The sequence below is a fragment of the Prauserella cavernicola genome, assembly GCF_016595675.1.
Classification (GTDB): Bacteria; Actinomycetota; Actinomycetes; order Mycobacteriales; family Pseudonocardiaceae; genus Prauserella_A; species Prauserella_A cavernicola.
Genome location: NZ_JAENJH010000007.1, coordinates 16,789 through 32,655 on the forward strand (window position 1 = coordinate 16,789; position 15,867 = coordinate 32,655).

Here is a 15,867-nt window from a genome sequence, read left to right on the forward strand (position 1 = left end):
CCACGTGGCCGGACGCGCGACGAGGATCTTCAGTCCGGCAGGGAGATTCCCTTGGTCTCGGGACCGACGAGGAACGTGACCACCACGCCGAGCAGGTAGATCGAGCCGATGGTCAGCGCGGCGACCTGGATCCCGCCGAACGCGCCGACCAGGTACCCCGACAGCAGTGCGCCCGCCGCGGCGAGGAAGCGGGTGGAGTTGAAGACGATGGTGATCGCCGTGCCGCGGACGTGGGTCGGGAACAGCTCCATCGGGTAGGTCGCCATCCAGCCCATCTGCCCGAGCGTGAAGAAGCCGTTGACGAACACGAACGCCGCGAGCATCCCGATCGTGCCGTAGGGCACCGCGAACAGCAGCCACACCGCCGCGAGCGCGAAGACGTAGTAACCCCAGATCGTCCACCGCCTGCCGATGCGATCGGCGAGCGCACCGAACGCGAGCCAGCCGAGCACGCCCGCGAAGTTGTAGCCCAGCACGATCCAGGTGATCGCCGACTCCGCCGCGCCCTCCGCGGCGGTGGCCTCGCCGACGAACCGGGGGATCCACGTGGACACGGCCCACCAGCCCACAAGGCTCGCGGCCGACATCACCAACAGGCCCGCCGTCCTGCGCCGCAGCGTCCGGTCGGTGACGATGCTCGCCACCGTGAACCGGGTCAATGAGGTGTCGGCCGCGTCGAGCTGCTCACCCGCGCTGGCCCGCTGCCGGGCGCGGCGCCTGCGCCGGTCGGTGCGCTCCCACTGGTCGGATTCCTTGACGTAGCGTCGGATGAACAGCGCGAGCAGCGCGGGCAGAGCGCCGACCACCAGCATCCACCGCCACTGGTCGTCGCCGGTGCCGGACAACAGCCAGAACGTGCCGGTGGCGAGTAGGAACCCCACACCGAAGCCGGACTGCAGCAGCGCGATTCCCTTGCCCCTGCTGCGGTTGGGCCAGATCTCCGACACCAGAGCACTGCCCGGTCCCCATTCGGCGCCCATGCCGAGCCCGGTGATGATGCGCAGCCCCAGAAAGACCCAGTAGTCCGTGGCGAGCGCGCTCAGCCCCGTGAAGAGGCCGTACACGAGCACGGAGTACATGAGCACGCGTTTGCGCCCGAAGTAGTCGGTGAGCACCCCGGCGAGCAGGCCACCGATAGCCCACGCGACGAGCTGCGCGGCGAGCAGGCCGCTGAAGTAGAGCGGGGAGGCGCCGGGGCCGATCAGCTCGGCGATCAGCTGGCTGCCGATCAGCACCAGTGCGTAGGTCTCGTAACCGTCCAGTACCCAGCCCAGGTAGGCCGCGGAGAAGGCGAGCCCGCGTCCCTGGGCTCGTGGTGTGGACGTGCTGCCGGGCAGTGCCTGCGTTCCGGCCATGACTGCTCCTTGATGGTCGGGGTGCGACCGGCGACGCTGTCGGCACGCGGGGGAGTGGGGTCAGCGGTTCTCGAGCCAGCCGGCCAGCCGGTCGACGGCGCGTTCGCCGAGTCCGGGCGGTTCGTCGCGGATCTCGGTGTGGAAGTCCTTGATCAGCCGCAGAACTCCAGGGTCGTGCTCACCGAGCTGGTCGAGTAGAGCCTGCGTGGCGTCGGCCAGGGTTCCCTTGGGCACCACGCGGTTGACGATGCCGAGCGCCGCGGCTTCGGTGGCGCCGACCCTGCGGCCGGTGAGCACCAGCTCGCGGGCGATCTTGGCTGGTACGAACCGGGACAGGTACGCGACGACCACCAGGGGCGCGAGCCCGTGTTCGATCTCGTCGAAGCCGAACACGGCGTCGTCCTCGACGACGGTGAGATCGGTGTGCAGGGCCAGCCCCGTTCCGAAACCGAGGGCATGTCCGGAGATTGCACTGATCGTCACCGCGGGCGAGGTCGAGAGCAGCTCGTTGGCGACGAGGATCTTGCGCAGGTTGTCCCGCCGCGACAGCCCGGGCACGCGCTCCCGCTGGTCCCTGCCGAGGGTGAAGTCGGGGCCGGAGGACTCCAGCACGAGCACCGCGACGTTCGCGCTCTCGACCCGGCGCAGCGCGTCGGCGAGACCGTCCATCATGGCCGCGGTGAACCGGTTTCCGTTGCGGGGGTTGTGGATTCTCAGGCGGGCGAGGTGCTCGTCGAGTAGCAGCCTGATGGCTGGTTCGGCGCTCATGGGTTCTCCGGGGTGTCTGGGGGCGGCCGCAGGCCGAGGTTCTCGCGCAGCGTGCGGCCGGTGTAGTCGTGCTGGAACAGGCCGCGTTCGCGCAGCAGCGGGACGACGCCGTCGGTGAACCGGCACAGCCCCGACGGCAGTTCGTCGATCATCAGGTTGAAGCCGTCGGCCGCACCCGAGGTGAACCACGTGGCCAGCTCGTCGGCCACGTCCTCGGCGGTGCCGACCACCTGCAGGTGCCCGCCGCCGTTGCGGTACAGCAGCTCGCGCACGGTCAGCCCCTCCTCCTCGGTGAGCCGTACCGCGGCGTCGCGGAAGCCGTGCGAGGCGTTGAACTCCGTGTTGGCTCTGATCAGCTCCACTGGCAGGGGCTTGTCCAGGTCGAGCGCGGAGACGGGCACGCCCACCCTGACCGCCAGTTTCACCAGCTCGGCGTCGCCGGCGAACCGGTCGAGCTCGGCCTTGCGGTGCTGGGCCTCGGCGCGGGTGGACCCGACGATCGGCACGATCCCTGGCAGGACTTTGAGGTCGTCCGGATCGCGGCCCAGCGCCTGAGCCCTGGCCTTGAGATCGCGGGAGAACTCCCACGCGGCGGCGAGGGTGTTCTGTGCGGTGAACACGATCTCGGCGCTGCGAGCCGCGAGCGCGCGTCCTCGCTCCGAGGATCCCGCCTGAACGAGCACCGGATGACCCTGCGGCGAGCGCGGCAGGGTCAGCGGCCCACGTACGGTGAACCGGTCTCCGGCGTGGTTGATCGGATGTACCCGAGCGGGGTCGGCGAAGACACCGCCCGCCTTGTCGCCGACCAGCGCGCCGTCCAGCCAGCTCCGCCACAGCGCCACCACGACGTCGACGAACTCCTCCGCCTGCTCGTAGCGCCGGTCGTGCTCGGCGAGAGCGGCCGTCCCGAAGTTGGCCGCGACGTCGGGCACGAACGTCGTCACCGCGTTCCAGCCCGCGCGTCCCCGGCTCAGCTGGTCGAGGCTCGCCAGCCTGCGTGCCAGGTTGTAGGGCTCGTTGAACGTGGTCGACGACGTCGCGATCAGTCCGATGCGGCTGGTGGAGGCGGCCAGTGCCGAGAGCACGACGACCGGGTCGAGCGCGCCGAGGTTCGGCCGCTGCAGGTTCTCCTCGCTCAGCGCGAGCGTGTCGGAGAGGAAGACGGCGTGCAGCTTGGCGTCCTCGGCGACCTTGGCGATCTCGGTGTAGTAGTCCAGGTCGAGGTAGTCGGTGGCGGCGCCCTCGCGGTGCCGCCACGCCCCGAGGTGCATCCCGAGCCCCATGACGGTGACGTTGAGGACGAGCCCGGTCACGGCGCCGCTCCGGTCGGCAGCCGCAGGCCGGCTTCGGCCAGCAGCGGCATCACGCGTTCGCCGAAGTAATGCAACTCGGGGAGGTAGTCGTAGAAGCCGATCTGGATGCCGTCGAGCCCCGCGTCGTGCAGGCGCCTGATCTGCTCGGCGACCTCCTCGGCCGAACCGACGAGCTGGAGGTGACCGCCGAGGATCCGGTCGGCCGTCACGTGGTTGCGCCAGCCCTGCGCGTCACCGCCCGCGTGCCTCGCGGCGTAGGCCTCCAGCGACGGCGTGTCGGGCGCGGCCACGATGGCGTCCCGGTAGGCGAGCGCGTCGGCCCGCGTGTCCTTCGCGATCACCAGCGGGAAGATGATCACCTTGACGTCGCGTCCCTGTGCTCGTGCCGTGGCCTTGATCCGATCGACGTGTGCGGGCAGGGCCTCGATCGCCGCGTCGAAGTCCGCGCCGGCCGGGCTGGAGGTGAACACGATGTCGGAATGCCTTGCGGCGTAGTCGAAACCTGCCTGCGAACCACTCGCCGACACCAGGATCGGTCTGCTGTGGACGGGGCGGGGCGAGACGTAGGCGTCGCGCAGCCGGTAGTGCTCGCCCTCGTGGGTGAGGTTGTCGTCGCCCAGCCAGAGGTCCTCCATGATCGCGGTGAACTCGTCGGCGATCTCGTACCTGCGGTCGTGGTCGACGCGGTCCATGCCGAACATCGGCGGCTCGTTGGCGGCGTACCCGGTGACGATGTTGAGCCCGAACCGGCCGTGCGCGATGTGATCGGCGGTGGCGGCGAAGCGGGCCAGGTGCAGCGGGTGCCAGTTGCCGTAGAGGATGTGCACCGTCGAGATCGTGAGGATCCGCGATGTCGTGGCCGAGAGCGCGACGGTGGTGATGAACGGGTCGAGGAAGTTCTCGCGATAGCGCGTCTCGCCGCCGAACCCACCCTTGGGGACCCATTGCTGCAGGCCGAAGACGAACTCGAACCCGTAGGACTCGGCGACCTCGGTGAGGTGCCGGTTGTAGGCGAAGTCCCAGCGGGTTCCGCGCGGGTGTGTCGACTGCGAGAACGCGCCGGTCTGCGACGGCAGGAAGAGCCCCAGCATCATCGGCTGCCGGGCGGCCTCGCTCAGCGGGCTGGCCGGCAGGTCCAGCGGAGACGGCGCCCGCCGCAGCGACCGTGCGGCCGAGGTGCCGGTGTCATCGGGAAGTGCCATGGGAACTCGCTTTCCGGTGCTGGTCAGACGTCGGCGACGATGCGGGAGGGACCCGCGTCGCCGCGGTGCACGGCGAGCGGCAGTGCGTGGACGTGGACCCGTCGGCCCGCCACCGCACCGAGGTTGCGCAGGTTCTCGCCGATCAGGACGTCGTTGCCGAGCAGCGTGCGGTGGACGGGAAAGGTGAAGCCGGTGTCGCGGCGGGAGACCGGGAGGTCGGGCGTCAGCGTGTCGGAGCCGACCAGGCTCACCCCCTCGCGCACGGCCCAGTCGGCCGCGTCCGGGCTGAGGCTGGGGAAGTCGTCGTAGCCGGCGGAGCCGAACTTCTCGCCCCAGCCCGTGTGCAGCAACAGGAAGTCACCGGGTTGTGGCGCGGGGCCGCCGTCGAGGATGTCGGCGACCGTGATCTCCTCGCCGGGTCCTCGACGCACCGACGTCACCACGGCGTGCCGGTCGAAGCGGTCCAGTGGCAGCTCGTCGATGGACGCGCCGCCGTCGACGACGTGGGACGGCGCGTCGATGTGGGTCCCGACGTGCAAGGCCAGGCGCAGCGCGGAGATGTTCATGGGAGCTCCCGCGCTGATGCGGCTGACGGCGTCGAGCTCGACATCGGGCAGGACCGGGATCTTGGGCATGCCCGGCCAGATGGGGTGGGAGAGGTCGACGAGAGTCACGATGCGCTCCTCGAATCGATCGGCTGGGTGCTGAAGACATCGAGCAGGCCCCACGCGTTCAGGTACTCGCGGAGTTCGGCGAGTGCGGTGCCCTCGATCGCGTGGTGCGGCCAGAGCGGGTCGCCCACCGGGAGCCCCATGAGCACCGACGCGGCCTTGACGGCGGGCAGGAAGCCCAGCGCGCTCCAGCGGCCCGGGAAGTCGGCGAAGAAACCGCTGAGGCGGGCCAGTTCGGTGCGCTTGCCGCCACGGGCGGCGCGCAGCACGCGGTTGGCGACGGGCAGGCCCGAGGGCGGCAGCATCGCCCCGTGCCCGCCGAGCAGCAGCGTCGGTGCGAGCAGTTCCATGTTGGTGAAGACGGCCAGCTCCGGCGCGGCGTGGGTGAGCAGGCCCAGTAGCTTGCCGCCGTCGCGGGAGGTCTCCTTCATCGCGACGACGTTCGGGTGGCGGCCGATCTCGGCGATGGTGCGCACGGCGAGGTCGACGCCGAGCCGCGGGTTGTTGTAGAGCACCACTGGCAGTGGGCTGCCTTCGGCGAGCGTGTGGAACCACTCGACCGCCTCGTCGTGCGTTGGGGCCGATCCCCACGGCTTGCCGTTCGCGACGGCGAGCACCGCCGTGGCTCCTCGCTGTCCGGCCTCGGTGGCCAGCGCGATCGACTCGCGCAGGGACGCGTGCGAGACACCCGCGATCACCGGCACGCCCGCCGCCTCCTCGACGGCGAGCTCCACCAGCTTCAGCCGGGCGCCGCGGCCGAGTACCTGGAACTCCTGGCTCTCCACGCCGGCCACACCGATCGCGGCGGGAGCGTGCACGGCGATCGCGGCGACCTGCTCGCTGAACCGGCGGTGGTCGACCCGGGTCGACTGGCGCACGAAGGGCGTCAACGCCGCCACGATGACGCCTCGCTCCACTACGGGATCACTCATCGATACCCCTGACATCCCTGCTCGAGGTGCTGAGTCGGTCAGAGCGCAACGATAGGGACCGTGTCGACACGTGTCGACACGCGTCATCGCGTGTGTCACGATGTGGGAGTACACCGTGAAATTAAGTCGGTACGGTTTGACGAGTACTACGATTCACCGGTTGCTCCGCGCCGTACTCGCGCGCTGACATCCGGTTACGGAGGTTGATGTGCCACGAACGCGCGCGGGGTCCGGCGCGGAGCCGACGGGGGCGAGCTCGGCGCAGCAGCAGTACCGCACGCTTCGCGAGGAGATCCTCGCCGGCAGGCTCGTGCCGGGCACGGTGTTGCTGGAGACCGCCGTCAGCGCGCGGCTCGGCGCGGGCAGAGCGCCCGTGCGCGAGGCGATCCTGCGGCTGGAGGCCGAGGGACTGCTGAGCCGCGGTCCGCAGGGTGTGCAGGTGCGGGTGCGCTCCACCGACGAGATCTTCGACATCTACCAGGCACGCATCGCGCTCGAGGCCGAGGCGGCGGCCACCGCGGCCCGGCGCGCCTCGGAGCTGGACCTGACGCGCCTGCGCCATGTGCAGCAGCAGTCGCGGGACGCGGCCGATCCGGCTCAGGCCAGGGCTCTGCACGCGCGCTGGCACTCGGTGCTCGCGGCGGCGAGCCACAACGCCACCGTCACGGAACTGCTGGAGCGACTGGCTTTCCAGCTCGCTCCCTACGAGACCGGCTCACTCGCCGATCCCGGCAACCTGACCACCAGCCACGACGAGCACGACCAGCTCATCGAGGCGATCGCGGCGGGTGATCACCAGATCGCGAGGGAACTGATCGCGACACACCTGCGCCGCACCAGGGACGTCAGGGTGGCCGCATTGGTGAGCGCGGAGACCATCTGACTCGCGCCTGTGCGCGGACACTGATTCTTTCTTTCTGATATTCGCAAACCCGTTCTTCGTTTCTCTTGGAACAGAAGAACGGGAGGTGTCCCAGTATCTGGAGTTGCTGGATCAGGCTGTGCTCCGGCGCGATGCTTTCGCGCATGACACGGCACTTCTCCCCGCGGAGCGGGGTATGAACGCGGGCACCCGCGTGGTCGGCGCTCTCATTGGAATCACCGCATTCGTCGTCTCCGGCTGCGGCGGTGGCGCCTCGTCGGCGGATTCCGCTCAGGGCGGGGAATTCACGCTGAGAATCGGCGCGACATCGGTGACCGGAACTCCTGCGGGCTCGCTCGGCTGGGGGGACAAGGAGGAGATCCTCGCGGACGAGCTCGCTTCCGCCGGGGTCACCGACATCGAGTACTCGTTCTTCCAGTCCGGAAAGGACGTGGTCGCCGCACTGCTCAGCGGTGCCGTGGACGTGGCGGCCGTCGGCGACAACCCCGCGCTGACCGCGAAGGGTAACGGCGCCGACCTCACCTTGCTGGCACTCGACAGCGTCAACGGCGACACCTGGCTCATCGGAGCCAAGGCCGGGCCCACGACCATCGAGGGGCTGGCAGGCAAGGACGTCACCGCGCCGCAGGGCACGATCCGCGACCGCGCGGCCAGGCAGCTGATCGACCTCGCCGGGCTCACCGGGCGGATCGAGGTCAAGGACGTGCCGACGCCCGAGTCGATCGCGGGACTGAGCTCCGGTTCCGTCGACGCCACGCTCGTCGGCGACACCGGCGCGGTCGACCTGGCCAACCGAGGGTTCCCCGTGATCGACAAGACGTCGAACCACCGCGGGATCGGCAGCACCGGTGCCACCGTGGCGCTCACCGAGTTCGTCGACGCGCACCCGGGCTTCACCGAGGCCTGGCAGGACGCCGTCACCGCGACCAACAGTGACATCGCCGCGAACCTCGGCGCCTACACGGAGTGGGTCGCCCAGATCGACGGCGTGGAGGTCGAGCTGGTGCGCGAGGCCACGAAGGCCGACACGTTCAACACCGAGCCGTTCCCGGACGTTGGCGTGGAACAGCTGCAGTCGGCGCACGACTTCCTCCATGACAGCGGCGCGTTCGAGACCCCGTTCGACGTGCGGCAGTGGATCGGGCTGTCATGACCGCGGTGACGTCGCACCATCGGCCGGTCACCGCCGCGGAGCCGGGCCCGCTGGTCGACGTGGTGGCCGAGCCGCTGACGCGAGGTGCACGCCGTTCCCGCGTTCCGCGCTGGCTGCGGCGGCTGTCGGGCCCGTTCGTGTTGTTGCTGGCATGGGCGGTCTCCGCGGAGGCGGGCTGGCTCAACAGGGATCTGTTCCCGCCGCCGGGCGAGGTCTTCGGCGCGGCCTGGGACCTGCTCGCCAGCGGGCAACTGCAGGCGCACGTGGGCCAGTCGATGCTGCGGGTGCTCACCGGCACCGTGCTGGGCGTGCTCGCAGGAGTGGTGATCGCCGTCGTCGCGGGGCTCACCCGGATCGGCGAGGACCTGCTCGACTCCACGATGCAGGTGTTCAAGGCGGTGCCGAACTTCGCGCTCACCCCGCTGCTGGTGATCTGGATGGGCATCGGTGAGGGCCCGAAGATCCTGCTCATCACGTTGGGCGTCGCGATCGCGATCTACATCAACACCTACAGCGGCATCCGTTCGGTGGACGCCCAGCTCGTCGAGGTGGCGCAGACGGTCGGCGCGAAGCGTTCGACGCTCATCCGCCACATCGTGCTTCCTGGTGCCACGCCCGGATTCCTCGTCGGGCTGCGGCTGGGCCTGAGCAGCGCGTGGCTGAGCCTCATCTTCGCCGAGACGATCAACACCACGGAGGGGATCGGGTTCCTGATGTCGCGGGCGCAGACTCTGCTCCAGTTCGACGTCTCGGTGCTGATCATCCTCATCTACGCCGTCGCAGGGCTGGCCAGCTACGCGCTGGTCCGGTTACTCGAGCGCAGGCTTCTGGCCTGGCGTAACGGTTTCCAGGGAGTGTGAGGCGATGACGACCGATGCGGCGGTGCGAATCCGCTCGGCGCGACGGGCTTTCGGGACCCAGCAGGTGTTGTCGGGGCTCGACCTGGACATCGTGGAGGGCGAGTTCGTCGCGATGCTCGGCCACAGCGGCTCCGGCAAGAGCACGCTGCTGCGTGCGATGGCGGGGCTCGATCCGGAGGTGACCGGATCTGTACTGGTGCCCCGCGAGCGCGCGGTGGTGTTCCAGAACCCCCGGTTGCTGCCGTGGCGGCGGGTGCTGCCCAACGTTACGTTCGCGCTCGCCGCCGGAGACGCGCGGCAGCGGGGACGCGCGGCACTCGCCGAGGTGGGGCTCGCGGCGAAGGAACAGGCATGGCCCGCGACGCTCTCCGGTGGAGAGGCACAGCGCGTGTCACTGGCCAGGGCTCTGGTGCGGGAGCCGAAACTGCTGTTGCTGGACGAGCCGTTCGGCGCGCTCGACGCGCTGACCCGCCTGAAGATGTACGAGCTGCTGCGCGCGCTGTGCGACCGGCACCGGCCCGCCGTACTCCACGTGACGCACGACGTCGACGAGGCGATCCTGCTCGCCGACCGGGTCACCGTGCTGCGGGACGGCCTGGTGCGCCTGGATCTTCCGGTCGGCCTGCCCGCTCCGCGCTCGCGCACCAGTCCTGACTTCGCAGGCCTCCGGCAGCGGCTGCTCGGCGAGCTCGGCGTCACCGAGAGCATCGGAACAGGGAGCCACTCATGAGTACCGGCGACGCCCTCGAGGCCGATGTCCTGGTGCTCGGTGGCGGGCCCGCGGGTGCGTGGGCCGCGCTGTCCGCCGCCGAGTCCGGAGCCCGCGTGGTGCTGGCCGACAAGGGGTACTGCGGCACGAGTGGCGCCACCGCCTCGGGCGGCAACAACCTGTGGCACCTCCCGCCGGGGCCGCGCCGCGACGAGGCCATCCTCGCCAGGCAGCACAAGGGCGCTCACCTCACCGACGCCGGCTGGATGGACCGGGTCCTCGACACGACCTACCGGCGCGTCGGCGAGCTCGCCGACTGGGGCTATCCGTTTCCTCACCACGACGGAGTCCAGCGCAGGAGTAGCGTGCAGGGGCCCGAGTACATGCGCAGGATGCGTCGCCGGGTCCACCGCGCGGGGGTGCGGATCCTCGACCACCACCCGGCGCTCGAACTGCTCGCCGACTCCGACGGTGTGGTCTCCGGAGCCGCGGGCCTGGCCCGGCAGCGCGAGCACAGGCCCTGGCGGGTCAGTGCCCGCGCGGTCGTGATCGCCACCGGCGGCTGCGCGTTCCTGTCCGGTGGTTTCGGGACCAATGTGGACACTGGAGACGGCCTGCTGATCGCTGCCGAGGCGGGCGCGGAGCTCTCGGGCATGGAGTTCTCCACCGCCTACGCCCTGTCGCCGAAGTGGGGCGTCCACACCAAGGGCCTCATGCTCCAGTTCGCGTCGTACTACGACGAGCGCGGCACACTCCTCGACCTCCCGGCCGGCGTCCCGCCGAGGCAGGCCGCCGCGCTGCTGCTGGCGCGCGGGCAGCGGGTGTTCGCCAGGCTCGACCGAGCGCCGCGGCACCTGCGGGCCGCGATGCGCGAGGCCCAGCCGAACTACTTCCTGCCACTGGAGAAGGCGGGCGTCGACGTGTTCACCCAGACCTATCCGCTGCGGCTGGTCTACGAGGGAACCGTGCGCGGCAGCGGCGGACTTCGCGTGCTCACCGAGGACTGCGCCACCACGGTGCCCGGCCTGTTCGCCGCGGGCGACGCCGCGACGCGCGAGCTCGTCACCGGCGCGATCAGCGGGGGCGGCAGCCACAACGGGGCGTGGGCGATCTCGTCCGGAACGTTCGCGGGACGGGGCGCGGCCGGGTTCGCGCGGCGCCGCGGCCGGCCCGAGCGCGGTCTGGCACCGCTGGGCCGGGCGGGCCTGCGTCCCACCGGCCCCCACACGCTGACCCCGAAGGAGGTCGTCGCCGCCGCTCAGGAGCACATCCTGCCGCCGCACAGGAGCTACCTGCGCGCCGGTGTCGCGCTGCGTGCGTCGCGGGTGAGTCTGGAAGGGCTGTGGCGGGAGACGACCACGGGCCTGTCGGGCACCGGCCGCGACCGGCTGCGCGCTCGCCAGGCCGCCTCGCTGGTCGCGCACGCGCGCTGGATCACCGCCGCGGCGCTCGCACGAGCCGAGTCGCGCGGCATGCACCGGAGAACCGATCTGCCGCAGCGCAATCCCGCGCTGGACCACCGGATTCTCACCGGCGGCCTCGACGAGGTCTGGACCCGGCCCGACCCGGTGCTGCCCGTGCTTCTGCCCGCCCGTGACGAGGAGCGTGCCTCGTGATCGAGATCGTCAGCTCCGCGCGGTGCGTCGCGTGCGACCTCTGCATCAAGGTCTGTCCCACCGACGTTTTCGAACGCGGTGCAGACGGGATTCCGGTGATCGCCCGTCAGGACGACTGTCAGACCTGTTTCATGTGCGAGGTGTACTGCCCGACGGACGCGCTCTACGTCGCCCCGTTGGGCGATCCCGCACCACCGGACTCGCCGCACACCGATGAGGACGCGCTCGTACAGCGGGGAGAGCTCGGGGCCTACCGGGCGGCGGTGGGCTGGGGCAGGGGCCGGGCTCCGGGCGCCAGCCTCGACAAGAACTATCTGTTCACCCAGGATGCTCCCGCGCGCGAGCAGCGGTGAACTCGCCTGTATCCGGCGAGGAACTTTTATTTTCAGGAATATCAAAAACAATCTGAAACAAATTGACGCGTTTCCGGATCGCGAGACGTTATTGACGGTCACGTTCGATGACGGAAGCATCGGTTCCCCTAACACGAACGGTTTCCTGTTCACGGTCGGTCGGGAGAATTCGTGACCATTTCCATTGCGGGCGATGTCGTGCGCGCGCCGGACGGGCAGGGCGAGTCACCGCCACCCGGCCGGGGCAGGCGCAGGCGGCGGCCTGACCTGCGTCGGTGGATCAGTCCACTGGCTCTCGTGGTGCTGTGGCAGGTCGTCAGCGCCACGGGGCTGCTTCCGCCGGACAAGCTGAGTTCGCCGTGGACGGTCCTGCAGGCAGGCGTCGACACGGCGCGCACGGGGGAGCTCGGTGACGCCTTCGCCGTCTCGGTGGGCCGCGTCGGCATCGGGTTCGTGCTCGGTGCCTCGGTCGCCCTGGTGCTCGGGGTCGTCGCAGGACTGTCCCGCTGGGGAAACTACCTGATCGATCCGCCGGTGCAGATGTTGCGCACGCTGCCTTTCCTCGGGCTGATCCCGTTGTTCATCCTCTGGTTCGGCATCGGGGAACAGCCCAAGGTTATGCTCGTGGCGCTCGGTGTCGCGTTCCCGCTGTACCTCAACATCCATTCCGGCATCCGCAACGTCGACGACCAGCTGATCGAGGCCACCACGGCGCTCGGCTACACCCGCTGGGAGCGGCTGGTGCACGTGGTGCTCCCGGCCGCGGTGCCGCAGACCCTCGTGGGGCTGCGCCAGTCGCTCGGCATCGCGTGGCTCGCGCTGATCGTGGGCGAGACCGTGAACGCCGACGCCGGCCTCGGCTACCTGATCAACAACGCGCGGGAGTTCCTGCGCACCGACGTGATCGTGGTGGGACTCGTGGTCTATGCGGTGCTGGGCCTGGCGACCGACGCCGTCGTCCGGCTCATCGAGAGGAGGGCCCTGCGATGGCGGGGGAACTGATCGTCCAGGTGGAGGGCCTCACGAAGCGGTTCGGGCAGCGGTCCGTGCTGTCGTCGCTCGACGTGCGGATCGGCCATGGCGAGTTCGTCGCGCTGCTCGGGCGCAGCGGTTCCGGCAAGTCGACCCTGCTGCGGGTCCTCGCCGGGCTCGACACCGAGGTGGAGGGTTCCGTGCGGGTGGAGGGCACCGTGTCGGTGGCGTTCCAGCAGCCGAGGATCCTGCCGTGGCGGCGGGTGTGGCGCAACGTCGTGCTCGGTCTCCGGGACCAGGGCCGTGACCGGTCACTGGCGGAGCGTGCGCTGGCCGAGGTGCGTCTTGACGGGCACGCCGACGCCTGGCCACGCACACTCTCCGGCGGCGAGGCTCAGCGCGTGTCGCTCGCCAGGGCGCTGGTGCGCGAGCCGGACCTGCTGCTGCTCGACGAGCCGTTCGGCGCACTCGACGCGCTCACGCGGCTCGCGATGCACCGGCTGGTCGAGCAGCTGTGGCGGGAGCACCGGCCGGGGGTGCTGCTCGTGACGCACGACGTGGACGAGGCGTTGCAGCTGGCCGACCGGGTGCTGGTACTCGGCCAGGAGGGCCGCATCGTCAGCGAGTACCCGCTCGCCCTGGCGCGGCCGAGGCGAATCGACGACCAGCTCGGCGTGCGTGCCGAGATCCTCAACGACCTGGGAGTGACCGAGTATGCGAGCACGTAGGGCTCTGTCCGCCGTCCTGCTCCTGATGGCGGGCGCGGGGCTGGCCGGCTGCGGTGGTGGAGAACAGGAACGCTCCGCGGAGGAACCCGCGCCGGTGAGCGAGTCCGAGCTGGCGAACGTGACCGTGCGGATCGGTGATCAGAAGGGCGGGTCGCAGGCGCTGCTGCGCGCAGCGGGCACGCTCGACGACCTGCCGTACAAGATCGAGTGGTCGACGTTCACCTCGGGCCCGCCCCTGCTGGAGGCGGCTTCGGCCGGTGCGGTGGACATCGGCAGGGTCGGCAACACGCCGCCGATCTTCTCGGCCGCGGCGAACGCGAACATCTCCGTCGTCTCGGCCGCCCAGCGCGATGTCGCGGGCGACGCGCTGCTCGTGCGCGAGGACTCGCCGCTGCGCGAGGTCGGTGAGCTGCGCGGCAAGAGGGTGGGCGTCGCCAAGGGCAGCTCCGCGCACGGCCAGCTGCTGTACCTGCTGCAGAAGGCCGGGTTATCCACACAGGACGTCGAACTGTCCTATTTGCAGCCTGCCGACGCCTACGGTGCCTTCACCCAGGGGCAGGTCGATGCATGGGCGGTGTGGGAACCGTACTCGTCGCAGGCGCGGCTCGAGGCCGGTGCGCGAGTGCTGGCCGATGGGGTGGGCACCGCGAACGGCTACACGTTCCAGGTCGCCGGCGTCGGCGCGCTCGCCGACGCGGGGACGAACTCCGCGATCCGGGACTACGTGGTGCGGCTCGCCGAGGCGCAGCAGTGGGCCGACACCCACCGCGACGAGTGGGCGCGGGCATGGTCGGCCGACACGGGGCTGGACCCCGAGGTGGCGCGCGCCGCGGCGCAGACCTTCCTCGACCTGCCCGTGCCTCTCGACGACGCGGTGGTGGAATCCGAGCAGAAGCTCGCCGATGCGTTCACCGAGGAGGGCGTACTGCCCGGTGCGGTCGCCTTCGGCGATTTCGTCGACCGCCGGTTCGCGGCCGACCTGGCCCCGCTCCTCGAGCCGTGATGAGTCGTGGGTTCTCTGTGTCGTGGCAGGAGAAAGGGCGGGTGACATGACCGATACGGATGCCGGTGCCGGTTCGGAGGACGACGGGCAGCGGTCTCGGCGCTGGCGGATCAACGAGGACTGGGCCGCCACCGTCGTGGGGCTGATGCTGCTGGCGCTGGTGCTGGCAGGCGTCGTCCCGGAAGGGCTGGTGCCGTGATGAGCACACCGGCGACTCCCGAGGGTTCCGCGCCCGCGGGCACGGAACCCTCCGACACCTCGCGCGCCACGGTGGCGTGGACGCTGGCCGGCCTGGTGGTGGTGCTCGGGCTGGCGGCATTGACCCGGTTCCTGGAACAGAACGTCCCCGACTGGTCGGAGGGCACGGCCCTGGGCGAGTTCGCGGCCGGGGTGGAATTCCCGGTGTACGCGATCATCCTGGGATTGCTCGGCAACCTGGTGCTGTCCCGCGCGGGGGTGCGTGACCGCCTGGCGGCGGCGTTTCGCACCGAGTTCTTCATCAAGACGGGTCTGGTGTTACTGGGCGCCTCGATCAATCTCGCGGTGCTGGTCGAGGCCGCGGGTCCGGCGATCGCGCAGGCGTTCTTGCTGATCGTGCTGGTGTTCGGCTTCACGTGGTGGCTCGGTGGCAGGCTCGGCCTCAACGACAAGCTCAGGGCGCTGCTCGCGTCCGCGGTGTCGATCTGTGGCGTCAGCGCTGCCATCGCGGCCGCGGGCGCGGTGCAGGCGAAGAAGGAACAGCTCGCGTACACGGCGAGCCTCGTCATCCTGTTCGCGTTGCCGTCGATCTTCCTGCTGCCCGCGCTGGCTGAAGGGTTCGGGCTCGCTCCGCAGGTGGCCGGTGCGTGGATCGGCGGCAACATCGACACGACGGCGGCCGTGACCGCCGCGGGGTCTCTCGTGGGGGAGGAGGCCCTGCAGGTTGCGGCGATCGTCAAGACGACCCAGAACGCGCTGATGGGCGTGGTGGCCGTCGCGTTGACGGCCTACTTCGCACTGCGCGTCGAGCGCGCTCCCTCGGCGAAGGGACACGCGTTGCGGTCGCTGTGGTCGCGCTTCCCGAAGTTCGTCCTGGGATTCATCGCCGCGTCGATCATCGCGTCGGTGTATCTGAACAGCGTCGGCGCGGACCAGGGTGAGGCGGCGATCGACGTGGTCAACGACCTCCGGACGTGGTTCCTCATCCTGGCGTTCGTCTCCATCGGACTGGAGTTCCGCGTGGCACCGTTGAAGGAGGCGGGCTGGCGGCCGATCGGACTGTTCGCCTCGGCCACCGTGTTCAACCTGCTGGCGGGCCTCGGCCTGGCGAGCTGGCTCTTCGCGAACGTCAGCATCACCTGACGAGGGCG

General features: G+C 70.3%; 17 protein-coding genes. 11 read left to right on the forward strand and 6 right to left on the reverse strand.

Going from position 1 to position 15,867, the window contains the following annotated elements; genetic code table 11:
* Nucleotides 1–29: 29 nt before the first annotated feature.
* From JHE00_RS24400 to JHE00_RS24425, 6 genes are read right to left on the reverse strand one after another with little or no spacing between them, the layout of a single operon-like run.
* On the reverse strand, nt 30–1,355 hold the full coding sequence (locus JHE00_RS24400) for an MFS transporter (protein ID WP_200322152.1): 1,326 nt from the start codon (nt 1,353–1,355) through the stop codon (nt 30–32).
* Between the two features lie 60 nt (nt 1,356–1,415).
* A complete protein-coding gene (locus tag JHE00_RS24405; protein ID WP_200322153.1) occupies nt 1,416–2,123 on the reverse strand; it encodes an enoyl-CoA hydratase/isomerase family protein in 708 nt (235 codons plus the stop codon).
* Nucleotides 2,120–3,436 (reverse strand): LLM class flavin-dependent oxidoreductase, encoded by a 1,317-nt coding sequence (locus JHE00_RS24410; RefSeq protein ID WP_307832086.1) that lies wholly within the window; start codon nt 3,434–3,436, stop codon nt 2,120–2,122. The genes JHE00_RS24405 and JHE00_RS24410 overlap by 4 nt, the downstream gene beginning before the upstream one ends.
* Entirely contained in the window at nt 3,433–4,638 is a 1,206-nt protein-coding gene (locus tag JHE00_RS24415) for an LLM class flavin-dependent oxidoreductase (RefSeq protein WP_200322154.1), read from the reverse strand. Before JHE00_RS24415 ends, JHE00_RS24410 begins: the two co-directional genes overlap by 4 nt.
* 23 nt (nt 4,639–4,661) lie before the next feature.
* Nucleotides 4,662–5,312, reverse strand: coding sequence for a cyclase family protein (locus JHE00_RS24420; RefSeq protein WP_200322156.1), 651 nt, complete (start codon nt 5,310–5,312; stop codon nt 4,662–4,664).
* The gene (locus tag JHE00_RS24425; RefSeq protein WP_200322158.1) at nt 5,309–6,241 is read right to left on the reverse strand and encodes a dihydrodipicolinate synthase family protein; all 933 of its coding nucleotides are present in this window, start codon (nt 6,239–6,241) and stop codon (nt 5,309–5,311) included. The genes JHE00_RS24420 and JHE00_RS24425 overlap by 4 nt, the downstream gene beginning before the upstream one ends.
* 208 nt (nt 6,242–6,449) lie before the next feature.
* Between JHE00_RS24425 and JHE00_RS24430 the strand changes: the two genes are divergently transcribed.
* The 11 genes from JHE00_RS24430 (at nt 6,450) to JHE00_RS24480 (ending at nt 15,859) form a co-directional block, all read left to right on the forward strand.
* Nucleotides 6,450–7,124 (forward strand): GntR family transcriptional regulator, encoded by a 675-nt coding sequence (locus tag JHE00_RS24430; RefSeq protein ID WP_200322159.1) that lies wholly within the window; start codon nt 6,450–6,452, stop codon nt 7,122–7,124.
* Between the two features lie 175 nt (nt 7,125–7,299).
* Entirely contained in the window at nt 7,300–8,277 is a 978-nt protein-coding gene (locus JHE00_RS24435) for an ABC transporter substrate-binding protein (protein WP_200322161.1), read from the forward strand.
* On the forward strand, nt 8,274–9,137 hold the full coding sequence (locus JHE00_RS24440) for an ABC transporter permease (RefSeq protein WP_200322163.1): 864 nt from the start codon (nt 8,274–8,276) through the stop codon (nt 9,135–9,137). Before JHE00_RS24435 ends, JHE00_RS24440 begins: the two co-directional genes overlap by 4 nt.
* 4 nt (nt 9,138–9,141) lie before the next feature.
* Nucleotides 9,142–9,867: an ABC transporter ATP-binding protein gene (locus tag JHE00_RS24445; RefSeq protein WP_200322165.1), complete on the forward strand. Its 726-nt coding sequence runs from the start codon at nt 9,142–9,144 to the stop codon at nt 9,865–9,867.
* Nucleotides 9,864–11,462: an FAD-binding protein gene (locus tag JHE00_RS24450; protein WP_200322167.1), complete on the forward strand. Its 1,599-nt coding sequence runs from the start codon at nt 9,864–9,866 to the stop codon at nt 11,460–11,462. Before JHE00_RS24445 ends, JHE00_RS24450 begins: the two co-directional genes overlap by 4 nt.
* Nucleotides 11,459–11,815, forward strand: coding sequence for a 4Fe-4S dicluster domain-containing protein (locus JHE00_RS24455; RefSeq protein WP_200322169.1), 357 nt, complete (start codon nt 11,459–11,461; stop codon nt 11,813–11,815). The genes JHE00_RS24450 and JHE00_RS24455 overlap by 4 nt, the downstream gene beginning before the upstream one ends.
* A 171-nt stretch (nt 11,816–11,986) precedes the next feature.
* Entirely contained in the window at nt 11,987–12,817 is an 831-nt protein-coding gene (locus JHE00_RS24460) for an ABC transporter permease (RefSeq protein ID WP_200322171.1), read from the forward strand.
* Complete coding sequence (locus tag JHE00_RS24465) at nt 12,802–13,515, forward strand: ABC transporter ATP-binding protein (RefSeq protein ID WP_200322173.1); 714 nt, start codon at nt 12,802–12,804, stop codon at nt 13,513–13,515. The genes JHE00_RS24460 and JHE00_RS24465 overlap by 16 nt, the downstream gene beginning before the upstream one ends.
* Nucleotides 13,502–14,518 carry an ABC transporter substrate-binding protein gene (locus JHE00_RS24470; protein WP_200322175.1) on the forward strand — a complete coding sequence of 339 codons (1,017 nt, stop codon included), beginning with the start codon at nt 13,502–13,504 and terminating at the stop codon, nt 14,516–14,518. The genes JHE00_RS24465 and JHE00_RS24470 overlap by 14 nt, the downstream gene beginning before the upstream one ends.
* 46 nt (nt 14,519–14,564) lie before the next feature.
* A complete protein-coding gene (locus JHE00_RS24475) occupies nt 14,565–14,717 on the forward strand; it encodes a hypothetical protein (protein ID WP_200322177.1) in 153 nt (50 codons plus the stop codon).
* On the forward strand, nt 14,717–15,859 hold the full coding sequence (locus tag JHE00_RS24480) for a YeiH family protein (protein WP_200322179.1): 1,143 nt from the start codon (nt 14,717–14,719) through the stop codon (nt 15,857–15,859). The genes JHE00_RS24475 and JHE00_RS24480 overlap by 1 nt, the downstream gene beginning before the upstream one ends.
* Nucleotides 15,860–15,867: the final 8 nt, after the last annotated feature.

Bases quoted from the DNA above. Each gene is read 5' to 3' on its own strand.
- JHE00_RS24480 (WP_200322179.1), top strand. From the start codon at position 14,717: ATGAGCACACCGGCGACTCCCGAGGGTTCCGCGCCCGCGGGCACGGAA.
- JHE00_RS24445 (WP_200322165.1), top strand. From the start codon at position 9,142: ATGACGACCGATGCGGCGGTGCGAATCCGCTCGGCGCGACGGGCTTTC.
- JHE00_RS24400 (WP_200322152.1), bottom strand. From the start codon at position 1,355: ATGGCCGGAACGCAGGCACTGCCCGGCAGCACGTCCACACCACGAGCC.
- JHE00_RS24450 (WP_200322167.1), top strand. From the start codon at position 9,864: ATGAGTACCGGCGACGCCCTCGAGGCCGATGTCCTGGTGCTCGGTGGC.
- JHE00_RS24470 (WP_200322175.1), top strand. From the start codon at position 13,502: ATGCGAGCACGTAGGGCTCTGTCCGCCGTCCTGCTCCTGATGGCGGGC.
- JHE00_RS24435 (WP_200322161.1), top strand. From the start codon at position 7,300: ATGAACGCGGGCACCCGCGTGGTCGGCGCTCTCATTGGAATCACCGCA.
- JHE00_RS24425 (WP_200322158.1), bottom strand. From the start codon at position 6,241: ATGAGTGATCCCGTAGTGGAGCGAGGCGTCATCGTGGCGGCGTTGACG.
- JHE00_RS24405 (WP_200322153.1), bottom strand. From the start codon at position 2,123: ATGAGCGCCGAACCAGCCATCAGGCTGCTACTCGACGAGCACCTCGCC.
- JHE00_RS24465 (WP_200322173.1), top strand. From the start codon at position 12,802: ATGGCGGGGGAACTGATCGTCCAGGTGGAGGGCCTCACGAAGCGGTTC.
- JHE00_RS24415 (WP_200322154.1), bottom strand. From the start codon at position 4,638: ATGGCACTTCCCGATGACACCGGCACCTCGGCCGCACGGTCGCTGCGG.
- JHE00_RS24440 (WP_200322163.1), top strand. From the start codon at position 8,274: ATGACCGCGGTGACGTCGCACCATCGGCCGGTCACCGCCGCGGAGCCG.
- JHE00_RS24475 (WP_200322177.1), top strand. From the start codon at position 14,565: ATGACCGATACGGATGCCGGTGCCGGTTCGGAGGACGACGGGCAGCGG.